Here is a 23,359-nt window from a genome sequence, read left to right as displayed (position 1 = left end):
ATGAGTGTAAAAAAAGAAAGAGTAGATGTACTATTAGTAGAGCGAGGACTTATAGAAACACGCGAGAAAGCAAAACGCGCTATTATGGCTGGACTCGTATATGCGAATGAGATGAGACTTGATAAGCCAGGAGAGAAAATCCCACAAGATACAGAGATTACGGTGAAGGGACAAGTTATGCCGTATGTAAGCCGTGGTGGTTATAAACTTGAAAAGGCATTAGAGACATTTCATCTTGATTTACAAGATAAAGTTATGATAGATATTGGTTCATCAACTGGTGGATTTACAGATTGTGCACTTCAAAATGGAGCGAAGTTATCTTATGCATTAGATGTAGGATATAATCAACTTGCTTGGAAATTGCGTCAAGATGAGCGTGTTGTCGTAATGGAACGCACAAATTTCCGTTACGTAACACCAGCAGATTTAGAGCGTGGTTTACCGCAATTTGCTAGTATCGATGTTTCATTTATATCATTAAAACTTATACTGCCAGTTTTAAAAACAATGCTTATGCAAAATGGAGATGTAGCAGCGTTAATTAAACCGCAGTTTGAAGCTGGAAGAGAGCAAGTTGGGAAAAAAGGCATCGTTCGTGATAGAAAAGTACATGAAGCTGTCGTAGAAATGATTGTCGAATTTGCTTTAAAAGAAGGCTATGATGTGGAAGGTTTAACTTTCTCACCGATTACGGGTGGAGATGGTAATATTGAATTTTTAATTCATTTAAAATGGCATGGGGAACGTGAGAATGGCAAAAATCATTCTCCAATTTCTATTGAGCAAGTTGTTACAGAAGCGCATGAAGTGTTAAAACAAAAAGGAAAAGGGGAATAACATATGTTGTTCCTCTTTTTGTTTTAATTGTATAATGATTGTAAAAACAATTGTGTACAAGTAACGAATTATAAGTTAACATAAATAAGTGAAGTATACCAATGTTTAAACTATGGTAAGAGATAGTGTGAGGTGCAAATGTATGAATAAAGGTCAGCGCCATATTAAAATCAGGGAAATTATTGCGAACAAAGAAATTGAAACACAAGATGAATTAGTTGATATTTTACGTAATGAGGGATTTAATGTAACGCAAGCGACAGTATCGCGCGATATTAAAGAACTGCACTTAGTGAAGGTGCCATTACATGATGGTCGCTATAAATATAGCTTGCCAGCAGATCAACGATTTAACCCGTTACAAAAATTAAAACGAAATCTAGTGGATTCATTTGTGAAATTAGACACGGCAGGACATATGCTTGTGCTAAAAACATTGCCTGGTAACGCTCATTCACTTGGAGCACTTATTGATCATTTAGAGTGGGATGAGATCATCGGAACCATCTGTGGTGATGATACTTGCTTAATTATTTGCCGTACACCTGAGGATACAGGTGTTGTCTCTGATCGTTTCTTAAATATGTTGTAACAAAAAATCTTGTTTGCTTTCCTCTGTAGAGTGGAAAGTAAACAGGATATTTTTATTGGTTAAAAATATGAATTTTTAATTGCAATATAATATTTTGTTTGAATAAAGTTAGAAAATAGGTGGATTGACCCGTAAAACAAATGTTTGGTACAATGGAGCGGGTTAGAAGAGTATATACATACAAACATATAGTATGACTATTTGAATGAAGAACTGAGAAAAGCCCTTAATAGGGGATTAGTTTATAACGAGGTGAATGGGGCATTGTTATCGGAATTATCGATTAGAAACTTTGCTATTATTGAGGCATTAAATATTTCTTTTCAAAAAGGATTAACGGTTTTAAGTGGTGAAACAGGCGCCGGAAAATCGATTATTATTGATGCGATAAGTTTGCTTGTTGGTGGCCGTGGTTCAGCAGAATTTGTACGATACGGAACAGAAAAAGCTGAGATAGAGGGTCTATTTTATGTAGAAGATGATAAGCATCCATGTATTGAAAAGGCAGAGGAGTTAGATATAGAAATAGAAGACGGCATGATTATTTTGAAGCGGGATATCGCTGCAAACGGGAAGAGTGTATGTCGTGTTAATGGGAAACTTGTTACGCTTAGCATATTAAAAGAGATTGGGAAAACGCTTGTTGATATTCATGGACAGCATGAAACACAAGATTTAATGAATGAAGAACGTCATCTGTTTATGCTGGATCACTTTGATGGAGATCGTATTGTTAAACAATTAGATATATATCAAAATGTATACGCTGACTATGAGAAATTAAAAAAACAACTGAAATCTTTAAGTGAGAATGAACAGCAAATGGCCCATCGCTTAGATTTAATTCAATTCCAACATGAAGAAATCCGTAAGGCGGATTTAAAGATGGACGAAGAACATGAATTAACTGAGGAACGATTAAAAATCTCTAATTTTGAAAAGATTTATAAAGCGTTAGGTGATGCATATCGTTCATTAAGTGCTGATGGACAAGGTCTAGATCATGTAAGAAACGCAATGGGACAAATGGAGAGTATTACGCACTTAGATGAAGCGTATCAAGAGAGTCATGATTCAATTGCGAATAGCTATTACTTATTAGAAGAAGTTGCGTATCAACTTAGAGAAAAGCTTGATATGATGGAATATGATCCAAATCGTCTAGATGAAATTGAAACACGTTTAAATGAAATCCGTATGTTAAAGAGAAAGTATGGAAATACTGTAGAAGAGATTTTAGCGTATGCTGATAAAATTGAACAAGAAATTTTTACAATTGAAAATAAAGATGTGCATATTGAAACGACGAAGAAACAATTAAGGGAATTAGAAGGTGTAATTTTAAAAGAAGCAATGTTGCTAAGTAATATGCGCTATGAGCTTGCAGATCGTCTTACAAGCGCGATCCATCAGGAATTAAAAGAACTATATATGGAAAAAACAAAATTTGAAGTGAGAATCATGAAGAGGGCAGGAAGTGCAGAAGAACCTCTTGTGGAAGGGATACCGGTGAAACTTACGGCAGATGGCTACGATCATGTGGAGTTTTATATTTCAACAAACCCAGGTGAACCGTTAAAGCCACTTTCAAAGGTCGCTTCTGGCGGAGAGCTATCTCGTATTATCTTAGCTTTAAAAAGCATTTTTTCTAAACATCAAGGTGTTGCCTCTGTTATTTTTGATGAAGTAGATACGGGTGTGAGTGGTCGGGTTGCACAGGCTATTGCTGAAAAAATTTATCGTGTATCAGTAAACTCGCAAGTACTTTGTATTACGCACTTACCTCAAGTAGCTTCAATGGCGGACTCACATTTATTTATTCGAAAACAAGTGGCGAATGATCGGACAATAACATCTGTTACTGTGTTAAGTACGGATGATAAAGTAACGGAAATTGCTCGAATGATTTCGGGTGTGGAAATTACAGATTTAACGACAGAACATGCGAAAGAGCTACTTACGCAAGCACATCATTTTAAACAGACAGCAGAGGCTATCCAGTAATGGATAGCTTTTTTTCTCAAATGATGATTTCTTAATTCTTCCGGTTATAAATAAAGCACCGCAAGGAGAGATTAAAAAGTGAAGCCAAAAGGCTGAATGTGGGGTAGGAGCGAGGAGAGTGAACAAATTGAAATTAGAAAGATTTCGAAAATTAATAGGTCTTTGTCTCCTTGTTTCTTTAGTTTTTATTGGATGTTTTAAACCGATTCGAACGTTTATTTCATCCCCGAAGCAACTTGTTGTATTTGAAGGACAACAGTCAGAAATAGCGTCATTACCAGTTTTTGAAGCTTCATCTACGAATCGTAATGTATTTACAGTAAGTTCAACTGGACAAGAACGAGAGCTTATGGTAAATTCTCACCAAAATGGTGAAGCTGATATGGTGTTTCAACTCGCTGGTTTTCCAGTGAAAAAAGTAAATGTGAAAGTATTAAAAGATTTTAAAGTAATTCCAGGTGGACAATCGATTGGTGTAAAATTGAACACAAAAGGTGTACTTGTTGTAGGCCATCATTTAATTCAAACTGAAAAGGGTAAAATATCTCCAGGTGAAACAGCTGGTGTGCAAATTGGGGATATGATTACTGAAATTAATGGTAAAACAATTGAAAGGATGAGCGATGTAGCACCATTTATTCATAGTAGTGGAGAAACAGGTGAACCGCTTAATCTTGTTTTATTAAGAGATGGGAAATATATCCGCACGAAGTTAACACCACAAAAAGACAGAGGGGAATCGTCTTATCGAATTGGCTTATATATTCGTGATTCGGCAGCTGGAATCGGAACAATGACATTTGTTCATCCGGATTCTATGAAATACGGAGCACTTGGTCATGTCATTTCTGATAATGATACAAAAAAGCCGATTCAAGTCGAAGATGGACAAATTATGCGTTCGACAGTTACATCAATTGAAAGAGGTAGTCATGGGAATCCAGGGGAGAAATTAGCAAGGTTCTCACCAGATCGTGAAGTGATTGGCAATATTACAATAAATAGTCCGTATGGTATTTTTGGAAAATTAAATACAAATATGACAAACGGCATAATGGATAAAGCAATGCCTATCGCATTATCTCATCAAGTAAAAGAGGGACCTGCAAAAATATTAACAGTGATTGATCAAGATAAAGTAGAGGCATTTGATATTGAAGTTGTTAGTACAGTTCCGCAAAAGTTTCCAGCTACAAAAGGTATGGTAATAAAAGTAACTGATAAGCGTTTATTAGCGAAAACAGGTGGTATCGTACAAGGAATGAGCGGAAGTCCGATTGTACAAAACGGAAAAGTAATCGGTGCCGTTACACATGTATTTGTAAATGATCCAACATCAGGATACGGTGTTCATATTGAATGGATGTTACATGAGGCTGGAATTAATATTTACGATCAAGAAAAAAAAGCGAGCTAATATATATTAGCTCGTTTTTCTTTTGAAAAATTCGTTGAAATTTTGTAAAAGCTCCGCAAGAGGTGTTTTTTGTTGTAAAATATAAGCAAAGGGTTGAACGTTTCGTTGTAATTCTATGATGGAATGTGTTGCGAAAGGAAATAAATGAACGATAAACATATTTTTTTGTGATTTTATCGGAAAGTAACAAACTTTAAAAGGGAATTTTCACACAATTGTCGAACAATTCATGTAGCCTAGAAGGATACACATGTCGGAGAATCGATTCGGTAAGGGAGGAAAAGCTGTGGAGAAAATTAAAGTATGTCTTGTGGATGATAATAAAGAATTAGTATCAATGCTAGAGAGTTATGTTGCTGCTCAAGATGATATGGAAGTAATCGGAACTGCTTATAATGGTCAAGAATGTTTAAACTTATTAAAAGATAAACAGCCGGATGTACTCGTTTTAGACATTATTATGCCACATTTAGATGGTTTAGCTGTATTAGAGAAAATGCGACATATTGAAAGGTTAAGACAACCTAGCGTAATTATGTTAACAGCATTTGGACAAGAAGATGTGACGAAAAAAGCAGTTGACTTAGGCGCTTCATATTTCATATTAAAACCATTTGATATGGAAAATTTAACGAGCCATATTCGTCAAGTGAGTGGCAAGGCGAACGCTACCATTAAACGTCCACTACCATCTTTCCGATCAGCAACAACAGTAGATGGAAAACCGAAAAACTTAGATGCAAGTATTACAAGTATTATTCATGAAATTGGTGTACCTGCTCATATTAAAGGATATATGTATTTAAGAGAAGCAATCTCTATGGTGTATAATGATATCGAATTGTTAGGATCTATTACGAAAGTGTTGTATCCAGATATCGCAAAGAAATATAATACAACAGCAAGCCGCGTCGAGCGTGCAATCCGTCATGCAATTGAAGTAGCTTGGAGCCGTGGGAATATTGATTCTATTTCGTCTTTATTTGGTTATACAGTATCTATGTCAAAAGCAAAACCTACGAATTCTGAGTTTATCGCAATGGTTGCGGATAAGCTGAGACTTGAACATAAGGCTTCGTAAGTCAGTGACGACAAAGATGTAACGCTCATCTTGTAATTGGTAAAAGCCAATAAACATGATTTTAATCCAATAAATATTTTGATACATACCCAATGAATGATTTTTATTCGTTGGGTATTTTTTATTTGTGAAAAGGAGTGATTTCATGAAGGTATCGGAAACGGAATGGTATTTAAATCCTGAGGTAATTTGAAATTACCTCGAAATTTTTCGAGATAAAGGTTCGACATTTTAAAATAACCAATTGCCAAAAGGGGAGAGATACCAACGAAGAGAAAAGGTAGAACATATAAAGTGAAACTTTAATCAGTGGGGGCTTCGTTCATCCCCACTGATTATTAGTTGAACCAATCGGGCGTTTACGGGCAGTTCATCTCCCACCTAACTTCTTTGCTTCAGCCGAAATTTGAGGTGGGAGTCTTACTGCCCGTTAATGCGGGATAAAAATTGCAGATAATCAGGCTAGTGTTGTAAAGATAAGTGAACATAAAATAAACTGTATTTAGAGAGTTAGGGAAAATTTGACATTTTAATATCGATACCGTATCATGGTTTAAGGAATAACAGAGAAATAGGAGATTGTGAGAATGTCTATAAAGAATATGATAGAAAGATTGTACATTATAATTGGTATGGTGGTATTTTTGCCAGTGTTTTCAATGATAATAATTAAATTTTTTATTCCGAAAACAATTTGGATGGTAGGAGAGTTTCCTTATCCAACCGAGTATTACTCAATAACCAAAGTATGTTTTGTTATTGTGGCAACCCTTATTTTGTTCGTATTGTTTTTTATGTATTATAAATGGGTCATTAATAAAATGAACAGATCGTTTGCGAACTTAATGGTTTTTTTAGGTGTAATGAGTATATTGATAGTAGAAATAATTATTACTTCTATAGCAATTACTCCTATTGTAGGAGATTATGCTGTCCTTAAAGATGGAATTGTTTCCGTATTTAAAGGGGATAGTAAATTTTTAGAGATGGGTCAACTTCTGTATTATCCATATAATACGCACATTGTATTATTAGGAGGATATTTTGCGAAACTGCTAGGAAGTGTAGATTTATCAATGAAAGTATTACCGATTGTATTCATTACTGGTAGTATTATTTTGAATGTATTAATCGTAAAGAAAATTACGAATTTTAAAGTTGCGCATATTTCGATTGTGTTATCTGTGCTGAACATTTTTGTATATTGGCAGGCTCCAGTTTTTTATACACATACGTTAGTGATATTTTTTATTTCAGCAACATTGTATACATATTTATGTTTAAAATCAGCGAATACAAGAAGAAAAAAAATTATTATGTGGATTTTACTAGGTTTTTTTGCGGCTTGTACTTATATTGTAAGACCGACAGCGTTGGCGGTTGCGTTAGCGATCTTACTTGAAAATATTTTTAAATACCGTAAAGGATATTCAATGAGAGTTTTAAGTAGTGTTGTTTTTTGTGCACTTCTTATTGTAAGTTTTAAAGGCATAACAACAAAGCTAAATCTTAATACTGATAATGAAGTTGAAAAAATTCCTTATTCGCATTGGATTAAGATGGGGATGAATAAAGAAACATATGGGGTTTGGAATCAGTCTGATGTAAATTATATTGATGATTTCTCAAGTACAAAAGAAATGGATGAACATAATAAAGAGATTATAGTACAGCGTTTAAATGAATTTGGTGTAGTTGGTTATATGAAACATTTAAATGAAAAAATAACTAGAGAATGGGTATCGAGTCAATTTTCAATGTATCGTGTTGGGGAGTGGTTCCAGCAGAAGAATGAAACGGTCACAAATTTTGTATCGAACTATAAAGAAACGAAGTATAAAGTTGTTAATATATATTCGTATATTTTTAAGTTATTTATTTATCTAGCTGTTTTAGCTGCTGTTATTCTTTACAAGCAGACAGATGAAGCTGAATCAGAGGTTATACGGATCTCAATGGTTAGTACACTAGGAGTACTTACTTTCTTGTTACTATGGGAAACGGCACCCCATTACACTTATGAGGCGTTTGCATTTATGAATATTCCAGCTTCTTTAGGATTGTATAAATTGTTTACGATTTTCAATAATAAAAAAATAGCTTAAATTAGTTGTTAGAGCCCTATCTTTTAATAAGATGGGGTTTTAATGTATAGAATTGTAGCGAGTAAATTGCTATTCTGATGTTCTAGATATGGAATTGACAGTTTAAGGTAGATGATGTAAAATTTTGTTGGCTTTCATATTGTGAATCCTCTGGTGATTAGAGAGGTATGTTTACTATGAACATGTTGACTTTTATTATCTCCAGATTATTGTGAAAATACAACAAAAGAGGTTATAATTTTCAGTTAGAAAGAGCTGGAAGGATAATGTTAGTTGCATGTTTGTCTGGCAAAAAAATGATGACGTAATGGCATGCATATAAAGGAGATAGAAAATGCAGAAAAAATGGTTAAAATGGGAATTTATTGCGGTTGTTGTGTCAGCGATAATAATAATTGGTTTATTATTTATTAAGCCGATTGTTGGTCTTGCTGATAATGGCGATTTTGAACGGATTATGGTTCAACTTGGATTAGCTTATCCAGATCCAAATGAAGCGAGGGTAGATAGATATTTTTCATTTATCCATCATTTATATGCTTATGTGAATCCAGCTGATGGTGATTATGTTTCTTCACAGTTGATTCTCATGGTGCCAGCTTTATGGATTGGAAAATTATTACCAGGACCTTGGTTTGACATACGAGTTCTAGCGGTCGAATATATTATGATTTTTCTTCTAGCACTATATCTAATTGTCAAACTGAATAAAACGAATAATAAAATCGTGAATGGTTTTCTTGTAACGTTAACAATCGTTGTTTTTGCAGATATTGGATACTTATTATATTTTAATTCTATGTATGGTGAAGCTGTAACGTATGTGTTTCTATTTTTAACAATTGCATTAGGAATTCAACTTGCGCGTCAGAAACATTCGTCTGTTTGGTTAGTTATTTTGTTTTATATATCAGCAATAATGCTGGCTTGTTCTAAAACGCAGTATACACCAGCAGGATTTATAGCGGCATTACTTACTATTAGACTATGGTTTATACGCAAGGATAAAGTGTGGAGAAGTGTAATTGTATCAATGACGGCATTACTATTAATTTTATCTTTCATTTGTTATAAAAGTTCACCTGCCTGGATCGATAAAATTAATATATACCAAACCGTATTTTATGGAGTTCTTAAAGATTCTCCAAACCCAGAACAAGATTTACGTGATCTTGGAGTAGATCCGGAACTTGCTGTAAATGCAGGAACTCATTTTTGGTCTAATGCAGCGATACCACAGGAAGACCCAAGGTTGCATAAAGAATTATATAATAAAATAAAATTCCCTGATATCGCCAAATTTTATTTAACGCATCCGCAAAGATTTTGGAGTAAACTAGAGGCAACGGCTGAATATGCTTGGACCATCCGTCCGTCCGTTGATGGAGTTGCTTTTCTTGGTAATTATGAAAAAAAAGACAATCCAGTTCCCGCTACTCAAGTAGAGACATTTTCTTTATGGAGCCATGTGAAAGAGAACTATCATCCAAATGGATTTATATGGATTGTTCTTTTATACATTTTATATGGACTAGGAATTTTGCTAGAATACAGAAGAGCTAAGACTCATAGTGAGCGGCTTATTCCTGACATATTTACTGCGGTAGCTATAATTGGTATGGTTTCTTATGTGGTCCCATTTGTTGGAAGTGGAGAAGGGGATTTCGCTAAACATTTATTTTTATTTACAGTTTGCTTAGATGTAATGTTAGTAAGTGGGATTTGGTGGTTAGCAAAAGGTAGATTAACAATGAAAAAATAGAATGTTAAGAGGCTCTTCTTTACAGAAAAATAGATTACAATAAAAGCTATAATCAATAGTGGATAATAGTCAGTGGAGATAGAGTTAAAACGCTGACTAAAATTCCACTTTAATTTATGTTTGTTTACGATACTAATCTTCGTCGTTATTTAAGAAAAACTTTTTGAAATACGAAATGCACTAGATTATTATTGTTTAAGAGTCTATAATGTTGTATATTGAAAGGATTTTAGGAGGATGGACATGGAATTTTTGACTGGAAAAGTAGTTACCGTATTATTAGCATTGTTTTTCATCATTACAGTATATGTTAATATTAATACGGTATACTATGTAATTATTTCCTTTTTTGGGTTTGGTAAAGCAAAACGCGATTATGAAATAATTGAAGATAAGACAAGGTTTCTAATATTAGTTGCAGCACATAATGAAGAGAAAGTAATTGGTTCAACTATTGATAATTTGAGAAAAATTCAATACCGAGATGATCTATACGATATCTATGTTGTAAATGATAATAGTACTGATAGAACAGGTGCTATTTGTGAAGAAAAGGGAATGAAATATGTTAATACAAGTGAACAGCTATTTTCTCGTGAAGGGGTAGGGAAACCAGCAGGTTTGCAATATGCGTTACGTTATTTAGGATTCGATAAACTGACTGAAAAATACGATTGTTTAATGATTTTAGATGCTGATAATCATGTCGATTCGAATGTTTTACAAGAGTTAAATTCACAGTACATTGCTAAAGATAAGCCAGAAGCGATTCAAATTTATTTAGATTCAAAAAACTCAGCGACTAATTTATCGCTTGGTTATGCTATGAGCTATTACTTAACAAATCGTTTCTTCCAGCTGGCAAAATATCGTCTTGGATTACCGAATGCTATTGGTGGAACAGGGTTCATTGTTAAAATGGAGTACTTAATGAAACATGGTGGTTTCCGTTTTGATTCGTTAACAGAGGATTTAGAATTAGAGATGGAAATTGTTAAAGATAATGGAAGAGTATTATGGAATCACTTTGTTCGAGTATACGATGAAAAGCCAGATAACTTTAAAATTAGTATTAAACAACGTACGCGTTGGTCACAAGGGCATTGGTATGTTGCATTTACAAATTTTAAACCTATGGTAAAAAAACTGTTTACTGAAAAAGGGAAAATAAGAATTATTGACCAGTTGTTTTATCTATTTGGTATGACACGTGCAGTTCAAATGACAATAACCTTGATAGGTATTTTAATTGCTGGAGGATATGTTGTTGCGACGCAATCATATCAAGATATCCCTGATATAGGGAAACGCTTAGTTGCGATGATTTTAGGCGCGAGTATTCTTTCTTTAATATTATTTGTGTATCAATTTGTTGTTTGTATGTATTATGCAGTTAAGGTAGATACAAATAGAAAGTATAAACTTATCCAAATGAGTTTTTCTATCTTTTATTACGCATATACGTTTATTTATGCTCAAATTGTTGGTCTAATTAAATGGAAGCAACAACATACATGGGTGAAAACAGAGCATAATAAGACAACGATAAATCATAAAGCGGATAAATGATAAAGATTTAATGTATTTTCAATAGAGAAATGAAAACGAAAGAGCGATGCCATAAGGCAACGCTCTTTCGTTTTTTTTGTTCAAAAAATGTTCGTAAAAGATCGATTTGTTGGGGGATCAGTAGGAGATTAAGACAAGATAACTTATCTGGTGGAAGTTTCACTGTATAGAAGATTTACTTGTGATAATATATGTAGTAAGGATAAATTAAAAAGCCCTGCAAAACAGGACCATATTATTCTTCGTCTTTATTTTGTTTTTCTAATTCAACTAGCTTTTGAATTAAAATGTGTTGTGGCATATGCATGAGCTGTTCGAGCGGGACACCTAACGCTTTTGATAAGCGAATTGCAGTGTCTGGAGAAATTTGTAATGGTCTCATAGAAGTACCTCCTTTTTCGTATAGTATAGCATAAGATTGGGGGAGTGAGGATGACTCTTATATTTGCACATCGTGGTGCAGCGGGAACATACCCAGAAAATACAATGATTTCATTTGAAGCGGCTGAGTCTTTTAGAGCGGATGGAATTGAACTCGATGTTCAATTAACGAAAGATGGAAAGGTTGTCGTCATTCATGATGAAACAGTGAACCGGACAACAAATGGAAAAGGTGCGGTTCGAAATTATTTATATGAGGATTTATGTAAGTTAGATGCGAGTTATAAATTCGGTGATAAAGTAGGTTTTTGCAAAATACCTCTTTTAGAAGAGGTGCTAGAATGGATCGAAAAAACGCAATTGCTACTTAATATTGAATTGAAAAATAATAAAATTCCATATAGGGGCTTAGAGGAAGAAGTGATAACACTTGTACGTAAGTGTAGTTTAGAGGACAGAATTATTTTCTCTTCTTTTAATCATTATAGTATGAAGCGATGCCATATGATGGCTCCTGATATTCAAACAGCAATTTTATATCGCGAAGGGTTGCATAGCCCGTGGGCATATGCGAAAAAAATGGGTGCTACAGCAGTACATCCTAATTATCGTTATCTTCAAGATTCCATTGCCGAACTAACGATGGAAAGTGGTGTAGAGGTTCGCCCTTATACAATAAATGAAGAAACACTTATGCGTAAATATTTTGATATGAATGTATCAGCGATTATTACCGATTATCCTGAAACGGCAAGGACTTTATTGCCGATAAAAAAATGAGACCTAATATAAAGGTCTCATTTTTTTATTTATCCTGTTGTTTGCTGTGGGCTAATCATCAGTTGGAAATGGACAAAACCCCCTCTGATTAAAGGTTCACTTTATCTTCTAAAGCGAGCTTGTACTTTATTTCGTTTACGGTCTCGGTGTAAGACGAAGCCACCAAAGATGTAAAACCCGAGTGCGAAGCAGAGAGCGCCGATTAAAAATTGTAACCATAGTATAGAGATTGGAGGAAACAAAATCCCGAATACAGTATCTCTCATTAACTTAATGCCGAGCACAGCTAATGAAATAGGGATGAGTGCTAATAATAGAGCGAGATAACGCTGCATACATAACGCCTCTTTTCAGATTATTTCGTATATTTCAATGATGTTATATGAAAAGGGGGTTTGTCAAGAGGGTGCTGAACGAGTAAGATAAGGGTGTGAAAAATTTTGCAGAGATACTTCGAGAGGAAGTGTACTATATGAAACAAAAAGTATTAATTGTGGGTGCAGGTGAAGGTGGAAGCACACTGCTGAATTTGTTACAAAGTTCGAATATATTTCAAATTATAGGGATTATTGATATAAATCCGATAGCGAAAGGATTGCAAATTGCTAAGGAATATGGGATCACGATTGGAGAGAGTGTAACTCCGTTTCTTTCTATGCATATCGATGTAATGTTTGATATGACAGGTGACGATGATTTACATAAAGTTTTGCTAGAGAAAAAGCATAAAGATACTCTTCTTATTCCAGGTGATATTGCGAAAATTGTTACTAGATTAGCGCATGAGAAGGAAGGTTTGATCGGACAGTTAGAGGAACAGACGCAGCAAGGAGAATTAATTTTAAATTCTACACATGACGGTATGATTGTAATTGATAAAGAGGGACAAGTCCGCCTTTTTAATAAAAGTGCAGAGCGTATTATCGGATATAAAAAAGAAGATGCGATAGGGAAATATATTTTAGAAGTTATTCCGACTAGTAAGTTGCTTCGCATTATACGTACGAAACAAATAGAAATAAATCATGAACTGACGTTAGAGAATGAAAAGAAAATTATAACAACACGTATTCCAATATTAAAAGAGGGAGGAGAGGTGCAAGGAGCGTTTGCGATTTTTAAAGATATTACAGAAGTTGTAGATTTAGCGGAAGAAGTTACAGACTTAAAAGAAATTCAAACGTTACTAGAGGCAATTATCAACTCATCTGAAGAAGCAATTTCGGTCGTAGATGAAAAGGGAAGAGGATTGGTCATTAACCCTGCGTATACGAAATTAACAGGTTTGACAGAAGAGGATATTATTGGGAAGCCCGCTACAACTGATATTGTAGAAGGTGAAAGTATGCATATGAAAGTACTTCGAACGCGTAGGGCGGTACGCGGAATACATATGAAGATCGGGCAAAAAAAGCGTGATGTAATTGTAAACGTAGCGCCAGTTATTGTAGATGGGATATTGAAAGGGAGCGTCGGGGTCATTCGTGACGTATCAGAAATTCAAAAGTTAACAAATGAATTGAATAGAGCGAGGCAAATTATACGAACATTAGAGGCGAAATATTCATTTGATGATATTGTTGGAAATTCAGATGAAACAACGGCAGCAATTGAACAGGCGAAACTTGGAGCAAATACACCGGCAACAGTATTATTACGCGGAGAATCTGGGACTGGTAAAGAATTGTTTGCGCATGCCATCCATAATGGAAGTAATCGAAAATATAATAAGTTCGTTCGTGTAAATTGTGCGGCTATTTCCGAGACGTTGTTAGAAAGTGAATTATTCGGTTATGAGGAAGGTGCATTTTCTGGAGCGAAAAGAGGCGGGAAACGAGGGTTCTTTGAGGAAGCGAATAACGGCAGTATATTTTTAGATGAAATAGGAGAACTGTCTGCGAATACACAAGCGAAACTCCTTCGCGTATTGCAAGAAAAAGAAATTGTAAAAGTTGGTGGAACGAAAGCAATACCTATTAATGTTCGGGTAATTGCAGCGACACATGTGAATTTGGAAAAGGCAATTCTAGAAGGGAAGTTTAGGGAGGATTTATATTATCGATTAAATAAAATTCCAATCCAAATTCCATCTCTTCGTCAGCGTAAAGGCGATATACCGGCAATTGCAGACAGATTGATTCAAAAAATTAACCAAGATTATGGTCGGAATGTTGAGGGACTTACCGATGCGGCCATTTCCTATCTACAATCATATGAGTGGCCAGGGAATGTAAGGGAACTTGAAAATATTTTAGGTCGAGCTATTATCTTTATGAATTATAACGAGATGTACATTGATGTGCAGCACCTACCATCCTTACATAAAGAAGAGCAGACAGATTTAAAACAAAATAACTTATTACTTGAATTAGAAGAAAAGCCCCTTGAACATTTAGTGACAGAGTTTGAAGGGAATATTATTCATGAATATTTGGAGAGATTTGATGGAAATAAAACACAAACTGCAAAAGCGTTAGGAATTTCAGTTCGAAACTTATATTACAAGCTAGAAAAGTATGACTGTGCAAAAAATAGCATGCAATAAATTGCGTACCGTGCAATTTATTGCATGGTATACAAGAAGTGACAAAATAAGACAGAATCTTTTGTTGTTTTTCCAAAGTATTGATTTTACTGCATTTTGAATGCGTTTTCATTATTGGTAAGACCACTTTGAAAAGTTGGCACGGTATTTGCTTTATAAATAGACGAGGGACGACGGAAAGGGTTGATTACAAAATATGAAGTTAGAACACTTAATTGATCAAGCAGCGGGACAGCCTAAAAAAAATGTAGCTGTAGCAGTAGCTGAAGATCATGAAGTAATTGAAGCTGTAGCGAAAGCAATTAAATTACAGCTAGCTCAATTTCGTCTATATGGGAATCAAGAAAAAATAATGGGGATGCTACAAGAACATGGGTTACAAACTTCAGAACATATTGAAGTGATTGCAGCACAGTCAAGTGCTGAGGCTGCAGAACTTTCTGTTAAAGCTGTGAGAAACGGTGAAGCAGATGTGCTTATGAAGGGAAACATCCCTACAGCAAATATTTTGAAAGCTGTATTAAATAAAGAGTGGGGGCTTCGTAAAGGCAGCGTACTTTCACACGTTGCAGCGTTTGAAGTTCCAAATTACGATCGTCTTATTTTTGTTACAGATGCAGCGATGAACATTGCACCTGATGTAACACAAAAAGCTGCTATTATACAAAATACTGTAGAAGTTGCCCGGGCAATAGGAAACGAGTTGCCAAAGGTAGCGCCAATTGCAGCAGTAGAGGTTGTGAATCCAGCGATGCAGGCGACAATTGATGCAGCGATGTTAACACAAATGAATCGCCGCGGACAAATCAAAAATTGTATCGTTGATGGACCACTTGCTTTAGATAATGCAGTATCACAAATTGCAGCAGAGCATAAAGGCATAGTAAGTGATGTAGCAGGTAAGGCAGACATTTTACTCGTCCCAACGATTGAAGCTGGAAATGTGCTATATAAATCACTCGTATACTTTGCGGATGCAAAAGTAGGAGCAATGATTGCTGGCGCAAAAGTACCGATTGTTTTAACATCTCGTGCTGATTCAGCAGAAACAAAAGTATATTCGTTAGCATTGGCAGTTGCGACTGCTTCAAAATAAACCAAAAAGGGTAAAACATTAGGGGGAAACGACAATGACATTAGAAATCTTCGAATACTTAGAAAAATATGATTATGAGCAAGTGGTATTTTGTCAAGATAAAGAATCTGGTTTAAAAGCAATTATTGCAATTCATGATACAACACTTGGACCAGCTCTTGGTGGAACAAGAATGTGGACATATGATTCTGAAGAAGCGGCGATTGAAGATGCATTGCGTCTTGCAAAAGGGATGACATACAAAAACGCAGCAGCTGGTTTAAACCTAGGTGGTGCGAAAACAGTAATTATCGGTGATCCACGTAAAGATAAAAGCGAAGCAATGTTCCGTGCATTAGGACGCTACATTCAAGGACTAAACGGACGTTACATTACAGCTGAAGATGTTGGCACAACTGTAGATGATATGGATATTATTCACGAAGAAACTGACTTTGTAACAGGTATTTCACCATCATTTGGTTCTTCTGGTAACCCATCTCCAGTAACTGCATACGGCGTTTACCGTGGTATGAAGGCAGCTGCAAAAGAAGCGTTCGGTACAGATAACCTAGAAGGAAAAGTAATTGCTGTTCAAGGCGTTGGTAACGTAGCATATCACCTATGCAAACATTTACACGCTGAAGGAGCAAAATTAATCGTAACAGATATTAATAAAGAAGCTGTACAACGTGCAGTAGAAGAATTCGGTGCATCAGCAGTTGAGCCAAATGAAATTTATGGTGTTGAATGTGATATTTATGCACCATGTGCATTAGGCGCAACAGTTAATGATGAAACTATTCCACAACTTAAAGCAAAAGTAATCGCAGGTTCTGCAAATAACCAATTAAAAGAAGATCGTCACGGTGACATCATTCATGAAATGGGTATTGTATACGCACCAGACTATGTTATTAATGCAGGTGGCGTAATTAACGTAGCAGACGAATTATATGGATACAATAGAGAACGTGCACTAAAACGTGTTGAGTCTATTTATGACACAATTGCAAAAGTAATCGAAATTTCAAAACGCGATGGCGTAGCAACTTATGTAGCAGCAGATCGTCTAGCTGAAGAGCGCATTGCAAGTTTGAAAAACACTCGTAGCACATACTTACGCAACGGTCACGACATTATTAGCCGTCGCTAATCATTCATATAAAACTTTTACAAAAGGTGTGGTCACCTCTCATGAGGTTTCCACTTCCTTTTGAATTTATTAGTGGAGGTAGCAACATTGTCCTTAAATCGAATTCTTGTTATTAATCCGGGTAGTACATCCACAAAAATTGGTGTTTTTGATAATGAAAGACCCGTTTTAGAAGAAACAATTCGTCATGACGAAGAACAGATTGGAAAATATAAGCGAATCATTGATCAATATGAGTTTCGAAAAGAAACGATTTTAGAAGTTCTACATTCTCACGGTATTAATATTTCAAAATTGAACGCTGTTTGTGGGCGTGGTGGATTACTTCGTCCAATCGAAGGCGGAACGTATACAGTAAACGATGCGATGTTAGAAGATTTAAAAAATGGGTTCAGTGGTCATCACGCTTCAAACCTTGGAGGCATTTTAGCATATGAAATTGCTTCTGGATTAAATATTCCGGCATTCATTGTAGATCCTGTTGTTGTAGATGAAATGGAGCCGATTGCTCGCATAAGCGGTATTGCTGGTATGGAACGTAAAAGTATTTTCCATGCATTAAATCAAAAAGCGGTTGCTCGTAAAGTGGCTGAACAATTAAACCACAAATACGAGGATCTAAATTTATTAGTTACACATATGGGCGGTGGCATTACAGTTGGTGCTCATAAAAAAGGAAAAGTTATTGATGTTAATAATGGCTTAAACGGAGAAGGGCCATTTAGTCCAGAGCGTGCTGGTACAGTACCAGTAGGACAACTAGTTGAAATGTGTTTCTCTGGCGAGTATTATCGTGACGAAATGGTTAAAAAGCTTGTCGGACAAGGTGGACTTGTAAGTCTAATCGGCACAAATGATGCGATTAAAGTAGAACAAATGGTTGAAAAAGGCGATCCTGAAGCAACTCTTATTTATAAAGCAATGGCATATCAAGTTGCAAAAGAGATTGGCGGAGCTAGCGCTGTACTTCACGGGAAAATCGATGCAATCGTATTAACTGGTGGACTTGCATACAGTAAAATTCTTGTCGATGAAATAAAAGAACGAGTAGATTGGATTGCAGATGTTATCGTACATCCAGGAGAAGATGAATTACAAGCATTAGCAGAAGGAGCACTTCGTGTATTACGTGAAGAAGAAGCTCCAAAAGAATATGTTGTACGTGAAAAAGAAACGGTAGCTAGGGGTTGAGATAATGGCAAAAGAATATGATTTAGTCATCGTTGGCGGCGGTACTGGTGGATATGTTGCTGCTATTCGTGCATCACAACTAGGTTTAAAAACTGCACTTGTTGAAAAAGAAAATCTTGGTGGTACTTGTTTACACAAAGGATGTATTCCTAGTAAAGCTCTTTTACGTAGTGCGGAAGTATACGCAACTGCTAAAAAAAGCGAAGAGTTCGGAGTTATTGCAAGTAATGTAGAACTAAACTTTGCGAAAGTACAAGAGCGTAAAGAGAAGATTGTAACGCAGCTTCATAAAGGCGTTCAACATTTAATGAAACAAGGTAAAATTGATGTGTTTGAAGGTATTGGCCGTATTCTTGGTCCATCTATTTTCTCTCCGATGCCAGGGACAATTTCAGTTGAACTTGCAAGTGGAGAAGAAAATGAAATGTTAATTCCAAAAAATGTACTTGTTGCAACAGGTTCTCGTCCAAATTCATTACCAGGATTAGAGTTAGACGGAGAGTACGTAATGTCTTCAGATCATGCCCTAAAAATGGAAACGCTTCCTAGTTCAATCATCATCGTGGGTGGCGGTGTAATCGGTATTGAGTGGGCATCTATGCTTGCTGACTTCGGTGTAGAAGTTACAGTATTAGAGTATGCGAAAACTATATTACCACTAGAAGACAATGACGTTTCAAAAGAAATGCAACGTCTATTCAAGAAAAAAGGTATTAAAGTGGTAACTGGTGCAAAAGTATTACCAGAAACATTGGTAAAAGATAATGGAGTAACAATTCAAGCTGAACATAACGGTGAGAATAAAGAATTTAAAGCAGAAAAAATGCTTGTATCTGTAGGAAGACAAGCGAATACGCAAAACATTGGTTTAGAGAATACTGATATCGTTGTGGAAAAAGGATACATTCAAACAAATGAGTTTTATCAAACGAAAGAATCTCATATTTACGCAATTGGAGATGTAATCGGTGGCTTGCAACTTGCTCACGTTGCTTCTCATGAAGGAATTGTTGCAGTAGAACATATTGCAGGGAAAGAAGTTACACCAATTGATTATTCGATGGTATCAAAATGCGTATATAGCAGTCCAGAAGTTGCTTCTGTCGGCTTAACAGAACAAGAAGCGAAAGAAAAAGGCTATAAGTTAAAAGTAGGTAAGTTCTCATTCCGTGCAATCGGAAAGGCACTTGTATACGGAGAATCAGATGGTTTTGTAAAACTTGTAGTTGATGAAGAAACAAATGACATTCTTGGTGTTCATATGATCGGGCCACATGTAACAGATATGATTTCTGAAGCTGGTCTTGCAAGAGTACTTGATGCAACACCTTGGGAAGTAGCACATACAATTCATCCGCATCCATCATTATCTGAAGCGATTGGTGAAGCAGCACTAGCTGTAGATGGAAAAGCGTTACACGCATAAAAATGTGGATTTAGGAGGTTATGAAAAATGGCAGAAGTAAAAGAAAAGCGCCATGAAGAGCTTGGCTTAAATGATGAGCAAGTATTAGAAATGTACCGTACGATGTTACTTGCACGTAAAATCGACGAACGTATGTGGTTATTAAACCGTGCAGGTAAAATTCCATTCGTAATTTCTTGTCAAGGACAAGAGGCTGCACAAGTTGGAGCAGCGTTCGCTCTTGATAGAGAGAAAGATTATGCATTACCATACTACCGTGATATGGGTGTTGTACTAGCATTTGGTATGACAGCTAAAGAGCTTATGTTATCTGGTTTCGCGAAAGCTGGAGATCCAAACTCTGGTGGTCGTCAAATGCCTGGTCACTTCGGTCAAAAGAAAAATCGTATTGTTACAGGTTCATCTCCAGTAACAACACAAGTACCACATGCAGTTGGTATTGCATTAGCTGGAAAAATGGAGAAGAAAGATTTAGTAACGTTTGTTACATTCGGAGAAGGCTCTTCAAACCAAGGTGATTTCCATGAAGGTGCAAACTTTGCTGGTGTACACAAACTACCTGTTATTTTCATGTGTGAAAATAACAAATACGCAATCTCTATTCCGGTTGAAAAGCAATTAGCATGTAAAAATGTATCAGATCGTGCAATTGGATACGGTATGCCTGGATATACAGTAGACGGAAACGATCCACTTGCTGTATATAAAGCAGTAAAAGAAGCGGCAGATCGCGGTCGTCGTGGTGAAGGCCCAACTTTAATTGAAACAGTATCATATCGTTTAACAGCACATTCTAGTGACGATGATGATCGTGTTTATCGTGATAAAGAAGAAGTAGAAGAAGCGAAGAAAAATGATTCAATTTTAACATTTGCTGCTTATTTAAAAGAAGTTGGTGTGTTAACAGAGGAATCAGAGAAACAAATGTTAGATGAAATTATGCATATCGTAAACGAAGCAACAGAATATGCAGAAAATGCTCCGTATGCAGCACCTGAAGATGCATTGAAGCACGTATACGCAGAATAGGGGGGAACGTTTCATGGCTGTAATGTCTTATATTGATGCTATTACATTAGCAATGCGCGAGGAAATGGAACGCGATGAGAAAGTATTCGTTTTAGGTGAAGATGTTGGTAAAAAAGGTGGCGTATTTAAAGCGACACACGGATTGTATGATCAATTTGGTGAAGATCGTGCGCTAGATACACCACTTGCAGAATCTGCAATTGCTGGTGTAGCAATTGGTGCTGCAATGTATGGTATGCGCCCAATTGCTGAAATGCAGTTTGCTGATTTCATCATGCCAGCAGTAAACCAAATTGTTTCTGAGGCAGCAAAAATTCGTTATCGTTCTAATAACGATTGGACTTGTCCAATTACAGTGCGTGCGCCATTTGGTGGCGGTGTTCACGGTGCATTGTATCATTCACAATCTGTAGAAGCGATGTTTGCAAACCAACCAGGTTTAAAAATTGTTATCCCTTCTACACCATATGATGCAAAAGGCTTATTAAAAGCGGCAATTCGTGATGAAGATCCAGTATTATTCTTTGAACATAAACGTGCATATCGCTTAATTAAAGGCGAAGTGCCAGAAGATGATTACGTATTACCAATCGGAAAAGCAGATGTAAAACGTGAAGGTGATGACATTACTGTTATCACGTACGGATTATGTGTCCACTTTGCTCTTCAAGCAGCTGAGAAATTAGCGCAAGATGGCATCTCTGCACACATTCTTGATTTACGTACTGTATATCCATTAGATAAAGAAGCAATTATCGAAGCTGCTTCAAAAACTGGTAAAGTTCTTCTTGTAACAGAAGACAATAAAGAAGGAAGCATTATGAGTGAAGTGGCAGCAATTATCGCTGAAAACTGTCTGTTTGATTTAGATGCACCAATTGCACGTCTTGCAGGCCCAGACGTTCCAGCAATGCCATATGCACCAACAATGGAGAAATTCTTTATGGTAAATCCAGATAAAGTTGAAAAAGCAATGCGTGAACTTGCGGAATTTTAATCGGGGGGATTATACATGGCTGTAGAAAATATTACAATGCCTCAGCTCGGGGAGAGCGTTACAGAGGGCACAATTAGTAAATGGCTCGTTAATGTTGGCGATCACGTAAACAAGTATGATCCGCTTGCAGAAGTAATGACTGATAAAGTAAATGCAGAAGTACCATCTTCTTTCACTGGTATTGTGAAAGAGTTAATAGCTGGTGAAGGTGATACGTTAGCTGTAGGTGAAGTTGTTTGTGTTATTCAAGTAGAAGGCGCAGATGAAGTAGCAGCAACAGCTGTAGAGGAAAAAACGAAAGAAGAACAAAAAGCAGAAGTAACTACATCTGAAAAAGCACCGAAAGTAAAACAACCAACTGATGGAAAACCACGTTTTTCACCAGCGGTTTTAAAACTTGCGGGCGAGCATAATGTTGATTTAGATTTAGTAGAAGGTACGGGAGCAAATGGCCGTATTACTCGTAAAGATATTTTAAAGCTAGTGGAATCTGGAAACATTCCGCAAGCAGGTGCGAAAAAAGAGGAAGCCGTAGCAGTAGTAGAAGCACGTCCAGAAGCACCAAAAGTAGCACCGGTAGCGCAAAAAGTAGAAGCTGCAAAACCAGTTTCTGTGCCGACAATGCCTGGAGATATCGAGATTCCAGTAACAGGTGTGCGTAAAGCGATTGCAGCAAATATGTTACGTAGTAAACACGAGGCACCTCATGCTTGGATGATGATTGAAGTAGATGTGACAAACCTTGTGTCATACCGTAACTCAATTAAAGGTGATTTTAAAAAGCGTGAAGGCTTTAACTTAACGTTCTTTGCTTTCTTCGTAAAAGCAGTAGCACAAGCGTTAAAAGAGTATCCTCAAATCAATTCTATGTGGGCAGGCGATAAAATCGTTCAGAAGAAAGATATTAACCTTTCAATCGCTGTTGCAACAGAAGAAGAGTTATTTGTACCAGTAATTAAACAAGCGGACGAAAAAACAATTAAAGGTATCGCTCGTGAAATTACAGAACTTGCAGGAAAAGTACGCACGAAATCATTGAAAGCTGATGAAATGCAAGGCGGAACATTTACAATTAATAACACAGGATCATTCGGTTCTGTTCAATCTATGGGTATTATTAATTATCCACAAGCGGCTATTTTACAAGTTGAATCAATTGTAAAACGCCCAGTAATTATGGATAACGGTATGTTCGGTGCTCGTGATATGGTTAACCTATGTTTATCACTTGATCACCGTGTACTTGATGGTTTAATCTGTGGTAAGTTCTTAGGACGTGTAAAAGAAATTTTAGAAAACATGTCAGAAAATAATACATCTGTATATTAATAAAAAGCTCGCTTATGCGAGCTTTTTATTATCTCATTTCTTCATTTACATTCTACAATATACACAAACCTTTTCCCATT

19 protein-coding genes are annotated in these 23,359 nt (G+C 36.1%); 17 read left to right on the top strand and 2 right to left on the bottom strand.

Translation table 11 applies throughout. The features are described from left to right. The 8 genes from ACQKNR_RS03550 (at position 1) to ACQKNR_RS03515 (ending at position 11,370) form a co-directional block, all read left to right on the top strand. Positions 1 to 840 (top strand): TlyA family RNA methyltransferase, encoded by an 840-nt coding sequence (locus ACQKNR_RS03550; RefSeq protein ID WP_427315406.1) that lies wholly within the window; start codon positions 1 to 3, stop codon positions 838 to 840. A gap of 142 nt (positions 841 to 982) precedes the next feature. Next, on the top strand, positions 983 to 1,432 hold the full coding sequence (argR, locus tag ACQKNR_RS03545; protein ID WP_001032581.1) for an arginine repressor ArgR: 450 nt from the start codon (positions 983 to 985) through the stop codon (positions 1,430 to 1,432). Between the two features lie 264 nt (positions 1,433 to 1,696). Beyond that, positions 1,697 to 3,436: a DNA repair protein RecN gene (gene recN, locus ACQKNR_RS03540; protein WP_427315404.1), complete on the top strand. Its 1,740-nt coding sequence runs from the start codon at positions 1,697 to 1,699 to the stop codon at positions 3,434 to 3,436. Positions 3,437 to 3,554: 118 nt separating this feature from the next. Continuing rightward, positions 3,555 to 4,853 carry a SpoIVB peptidase gene (gene spoIVB / locus ACQKNR_RS03535; RefSeq protein ID WP_427315402.1) on the top strand — a complete coding sequence of 433 codons (1,299 nt, stop codon included), beginning with the start codon at positions 3,555 to 3,557 and terminating at the stop codon, positions 4,851 to 4,853. Between the two features lie 286 nt (positions 4,854 to 5,139). Continuing rightward, complete coding sequence (gene spo0A / locus ACQKNR_RS03530; RefSeq protein ID WP_003161566.1) at positions 5,140 to 5,934, top strand: sporulation transcription factor Spo0A; 795 nt, start codon at positions 5,140 to 5,142, stop codon at positions 5,932 to 5,934. Positions 5,935 to 6,521: 587 nt separating this feature from the next. Then, positions 6,522 to 8,039: a hypothetical protein gene (locus ACQKNR_RS03525; protein ID WP_427315400.1), complete on the top strand. Its 1,518-nt coding sequence runs from the start codon at positions 6,522 to 6,524 to the stop codon at positions 8,037 to 8,039. Positions 8,040 to 8,373: 334 nt separating this feature from the next. Continuing rightward, entirely contained in the window at positions 8,374 to 9,801 is a 1,428-nt protein-coding gene (locus tag ACQKNR_RS03520) for a hypothetical protein (protein WP_427315398.1), read from the top strand. 243 nt (positions 9,802 to 10,044) lie between these two features. Next, the gene (locus tag ACQKNR_RS03515) at positions 10,045 to 11,370 is read left to right on the top strand and encodes a glycosyltransferase family 2 protein (RefSeq protein WP_427315396.1); all 1,326 of its coding nucleotides are present in this window, start codon (positions 10,045 to 10,047) and stop codon (positions 11,368 to 11,370) included. A gap of 235 nt (positions 11,371 to 11,605) precedes the next feature. On the opposite strand, the gene ACQKNR_RS03510 is transcribed toward ACQKNR_RS03515, so the two are convergent. Next, positions 11,606 to 11,752, bottom strand: coding sequence for a YycC family protein (locus ACQKNR_RS03510; protein WP_042979757.1), 147 nt, complete (start codon positions 11,750 to 11,752; stop codon positions 11,606 to 11,608). A 50-nt stretch (positions 11,753 to 11,802) separates the two neighbouring features. Between ACQKNR_RS03510 and ACQKNR_RS03505 the strand changes: the two genes are divergently transcribed. After that, positions 11,803 to 12,531, top strand: a complete 729-nt coding sequence (locus ACQKNR_RS03505; protein WP_427315394.1) for a glycerophosphodiester phosphodiesterase — start codon at positions 11,803 to 11,805, stop codon at positions 12,529 to 12,531. Positions 12,532 to 12,632: 101 nt separating this feature from the next. Here ACQKNR_RS03505 and ACQKNR_RS03500 read toward each other — a convergent pair whose 3' ends face one another. Further along, entirely contained in the window at positions 12,633 to 12,866 is a 234-nt protein-coding gene (locus ACQKNR_RS03500) for a DUF2627 domain-containing protein (RefSeq protein WP_001190190.1), read from the bottom strand. 137 nt (positions 12,867 to 13,003) lie between these two features. Between ACQKNR_RS03500 and ACQKNR_RS03495 the strand changes: the two genes are divergently transcribed. From ACQKNR_RS03495 to ACQKNR_RS03460, 8 genes are all read left to right on the top strand, one after another. Continuing rightward, positions 13,004 to 15,076 (top strand): sigma 54-interacting transcriptional regulator, encoded by a 2,073-nt coding sequence (locus tag ACQKNR_RS03495; RefSeq protein ID WP_427315392.1) that lies wholly within the window; start codon positions 13,004 to 13,006, stop codon positions 15,074 to 15,076. 196 nt (positions 15,077 to 15,272) lie between these two features. Next, the gene (gene yqiS / locus ACQKNR_RS03490) at positions 15,273 to 16,172 is read left to right on the top strand and encodes a phosphate butyryltransferase (protein ID WP_427315391.1); all 900 of its coding nucleotides are present in this window, start codon (positions 15,273 to 15,275) and stop codon (positions 16,170 to 16,172) included. A 34-nt stretch (positions 16,173 to 16,206) separates the two neighbouring features. Continuing rightward, the gene (locus ACQKNR_RS03485) at positions 16,207 to 17,307 is read left to right on the top strand and encodes a leucine dehydrogenase (RefSeq protein WP_002173394.1); all 1,101 of its coding nucleotides are present in this window, start codon (positions 16,207 to 16,209) and stop codon (positions 17,305 to 17,307) included. Between the two features lie 87 nt (positions 17,308 to 17,394). Beyond that, positions 17,395 to 18,498, top strand: a complete 1,104-nt coding sequence (buk, locus tag ACQKNR_RS03480) for a butyrate kinase (RefSeq protein ID WP_002173393.1) — start codon at positions 17,395 to 17,397, stop codon at positions 18,496 to 18,498. 4 nt (positions 18,499 to 18,502) lie between these two features. Beyond that, positions 18,503 to 19,924 carry a dihydrolipoyl dehydrogenase gene (lpdA, locus tag ACQKNR_RS03475; RefSeq protein ID WP_002173392.1) on the top strand — a complete coding sequence of 474 codons (1,422 nt, stop codon included), beginning with the start codon at positions 18,503 to 18,505 and terminating at the stop codon, positions 19,922 to 19,924. 27 nt (positions 19,925 to 19,951) lie between these two features. Further along, positions 19,952 to 20,953, top strand: a complete 1,002-nt coding sequence (bfmBAA, locus tag ACQKNR_RS03470; RefSeq protein WP_427315389.1) for a 3-methyl-2-oxobutanoate dehydrogenase subunit alpha — start codon at positions 19,952 to 19,954, stop codon at positions 20,951 to 20,953. A gap of 13 nt (positions 20,954 to 20,966) precedes the next feature. Continuing rightward, positions 20,967 to 21,950: a 3-methyl-2-oxobutanoate dehydrogenase subunit beta gene (gene bfmBAB / locus ACQKNR_RS03465; protein WP_000290076.1), complete on the top strand. Its 984-nt coding sequence runs from the start codon at positions 20,967 to 20,969 to the stop codon at positions 21,948 to 21,950. Positions 21,951 to 21,965: 15 nt separating this feature from the next. Then, positions 21,966 to 23,279 carry a dihydrolipoamide acetyltransferase family protein gene (locus tag ACQKNR_RS03460; protein WP_427315387.1) on the top strand — a complete coding sequence of 438 codons (1,314 nt, stop codon included), beginning with the start codon at positions 21,966 to 21,968 and terminating at the stop codon, positions 23,277 to 23,279. Positions 23,280 to 23,359 lie beyond the last annotated feature (80 nt).

Source organism: Bacillus sp. NPDC094077, assembly GCF_050279465.1.
Classification (GTDB): Bacteria; Bacillota; Bacilli; order Bacillales; family Bacillaceae_G; genus Bacillus_A.
The sequence above is the reverse complement of the archived record's forward strand: the minus strand, read 5'-3'. Positions and strand labels throughout refer to the sequence as shown.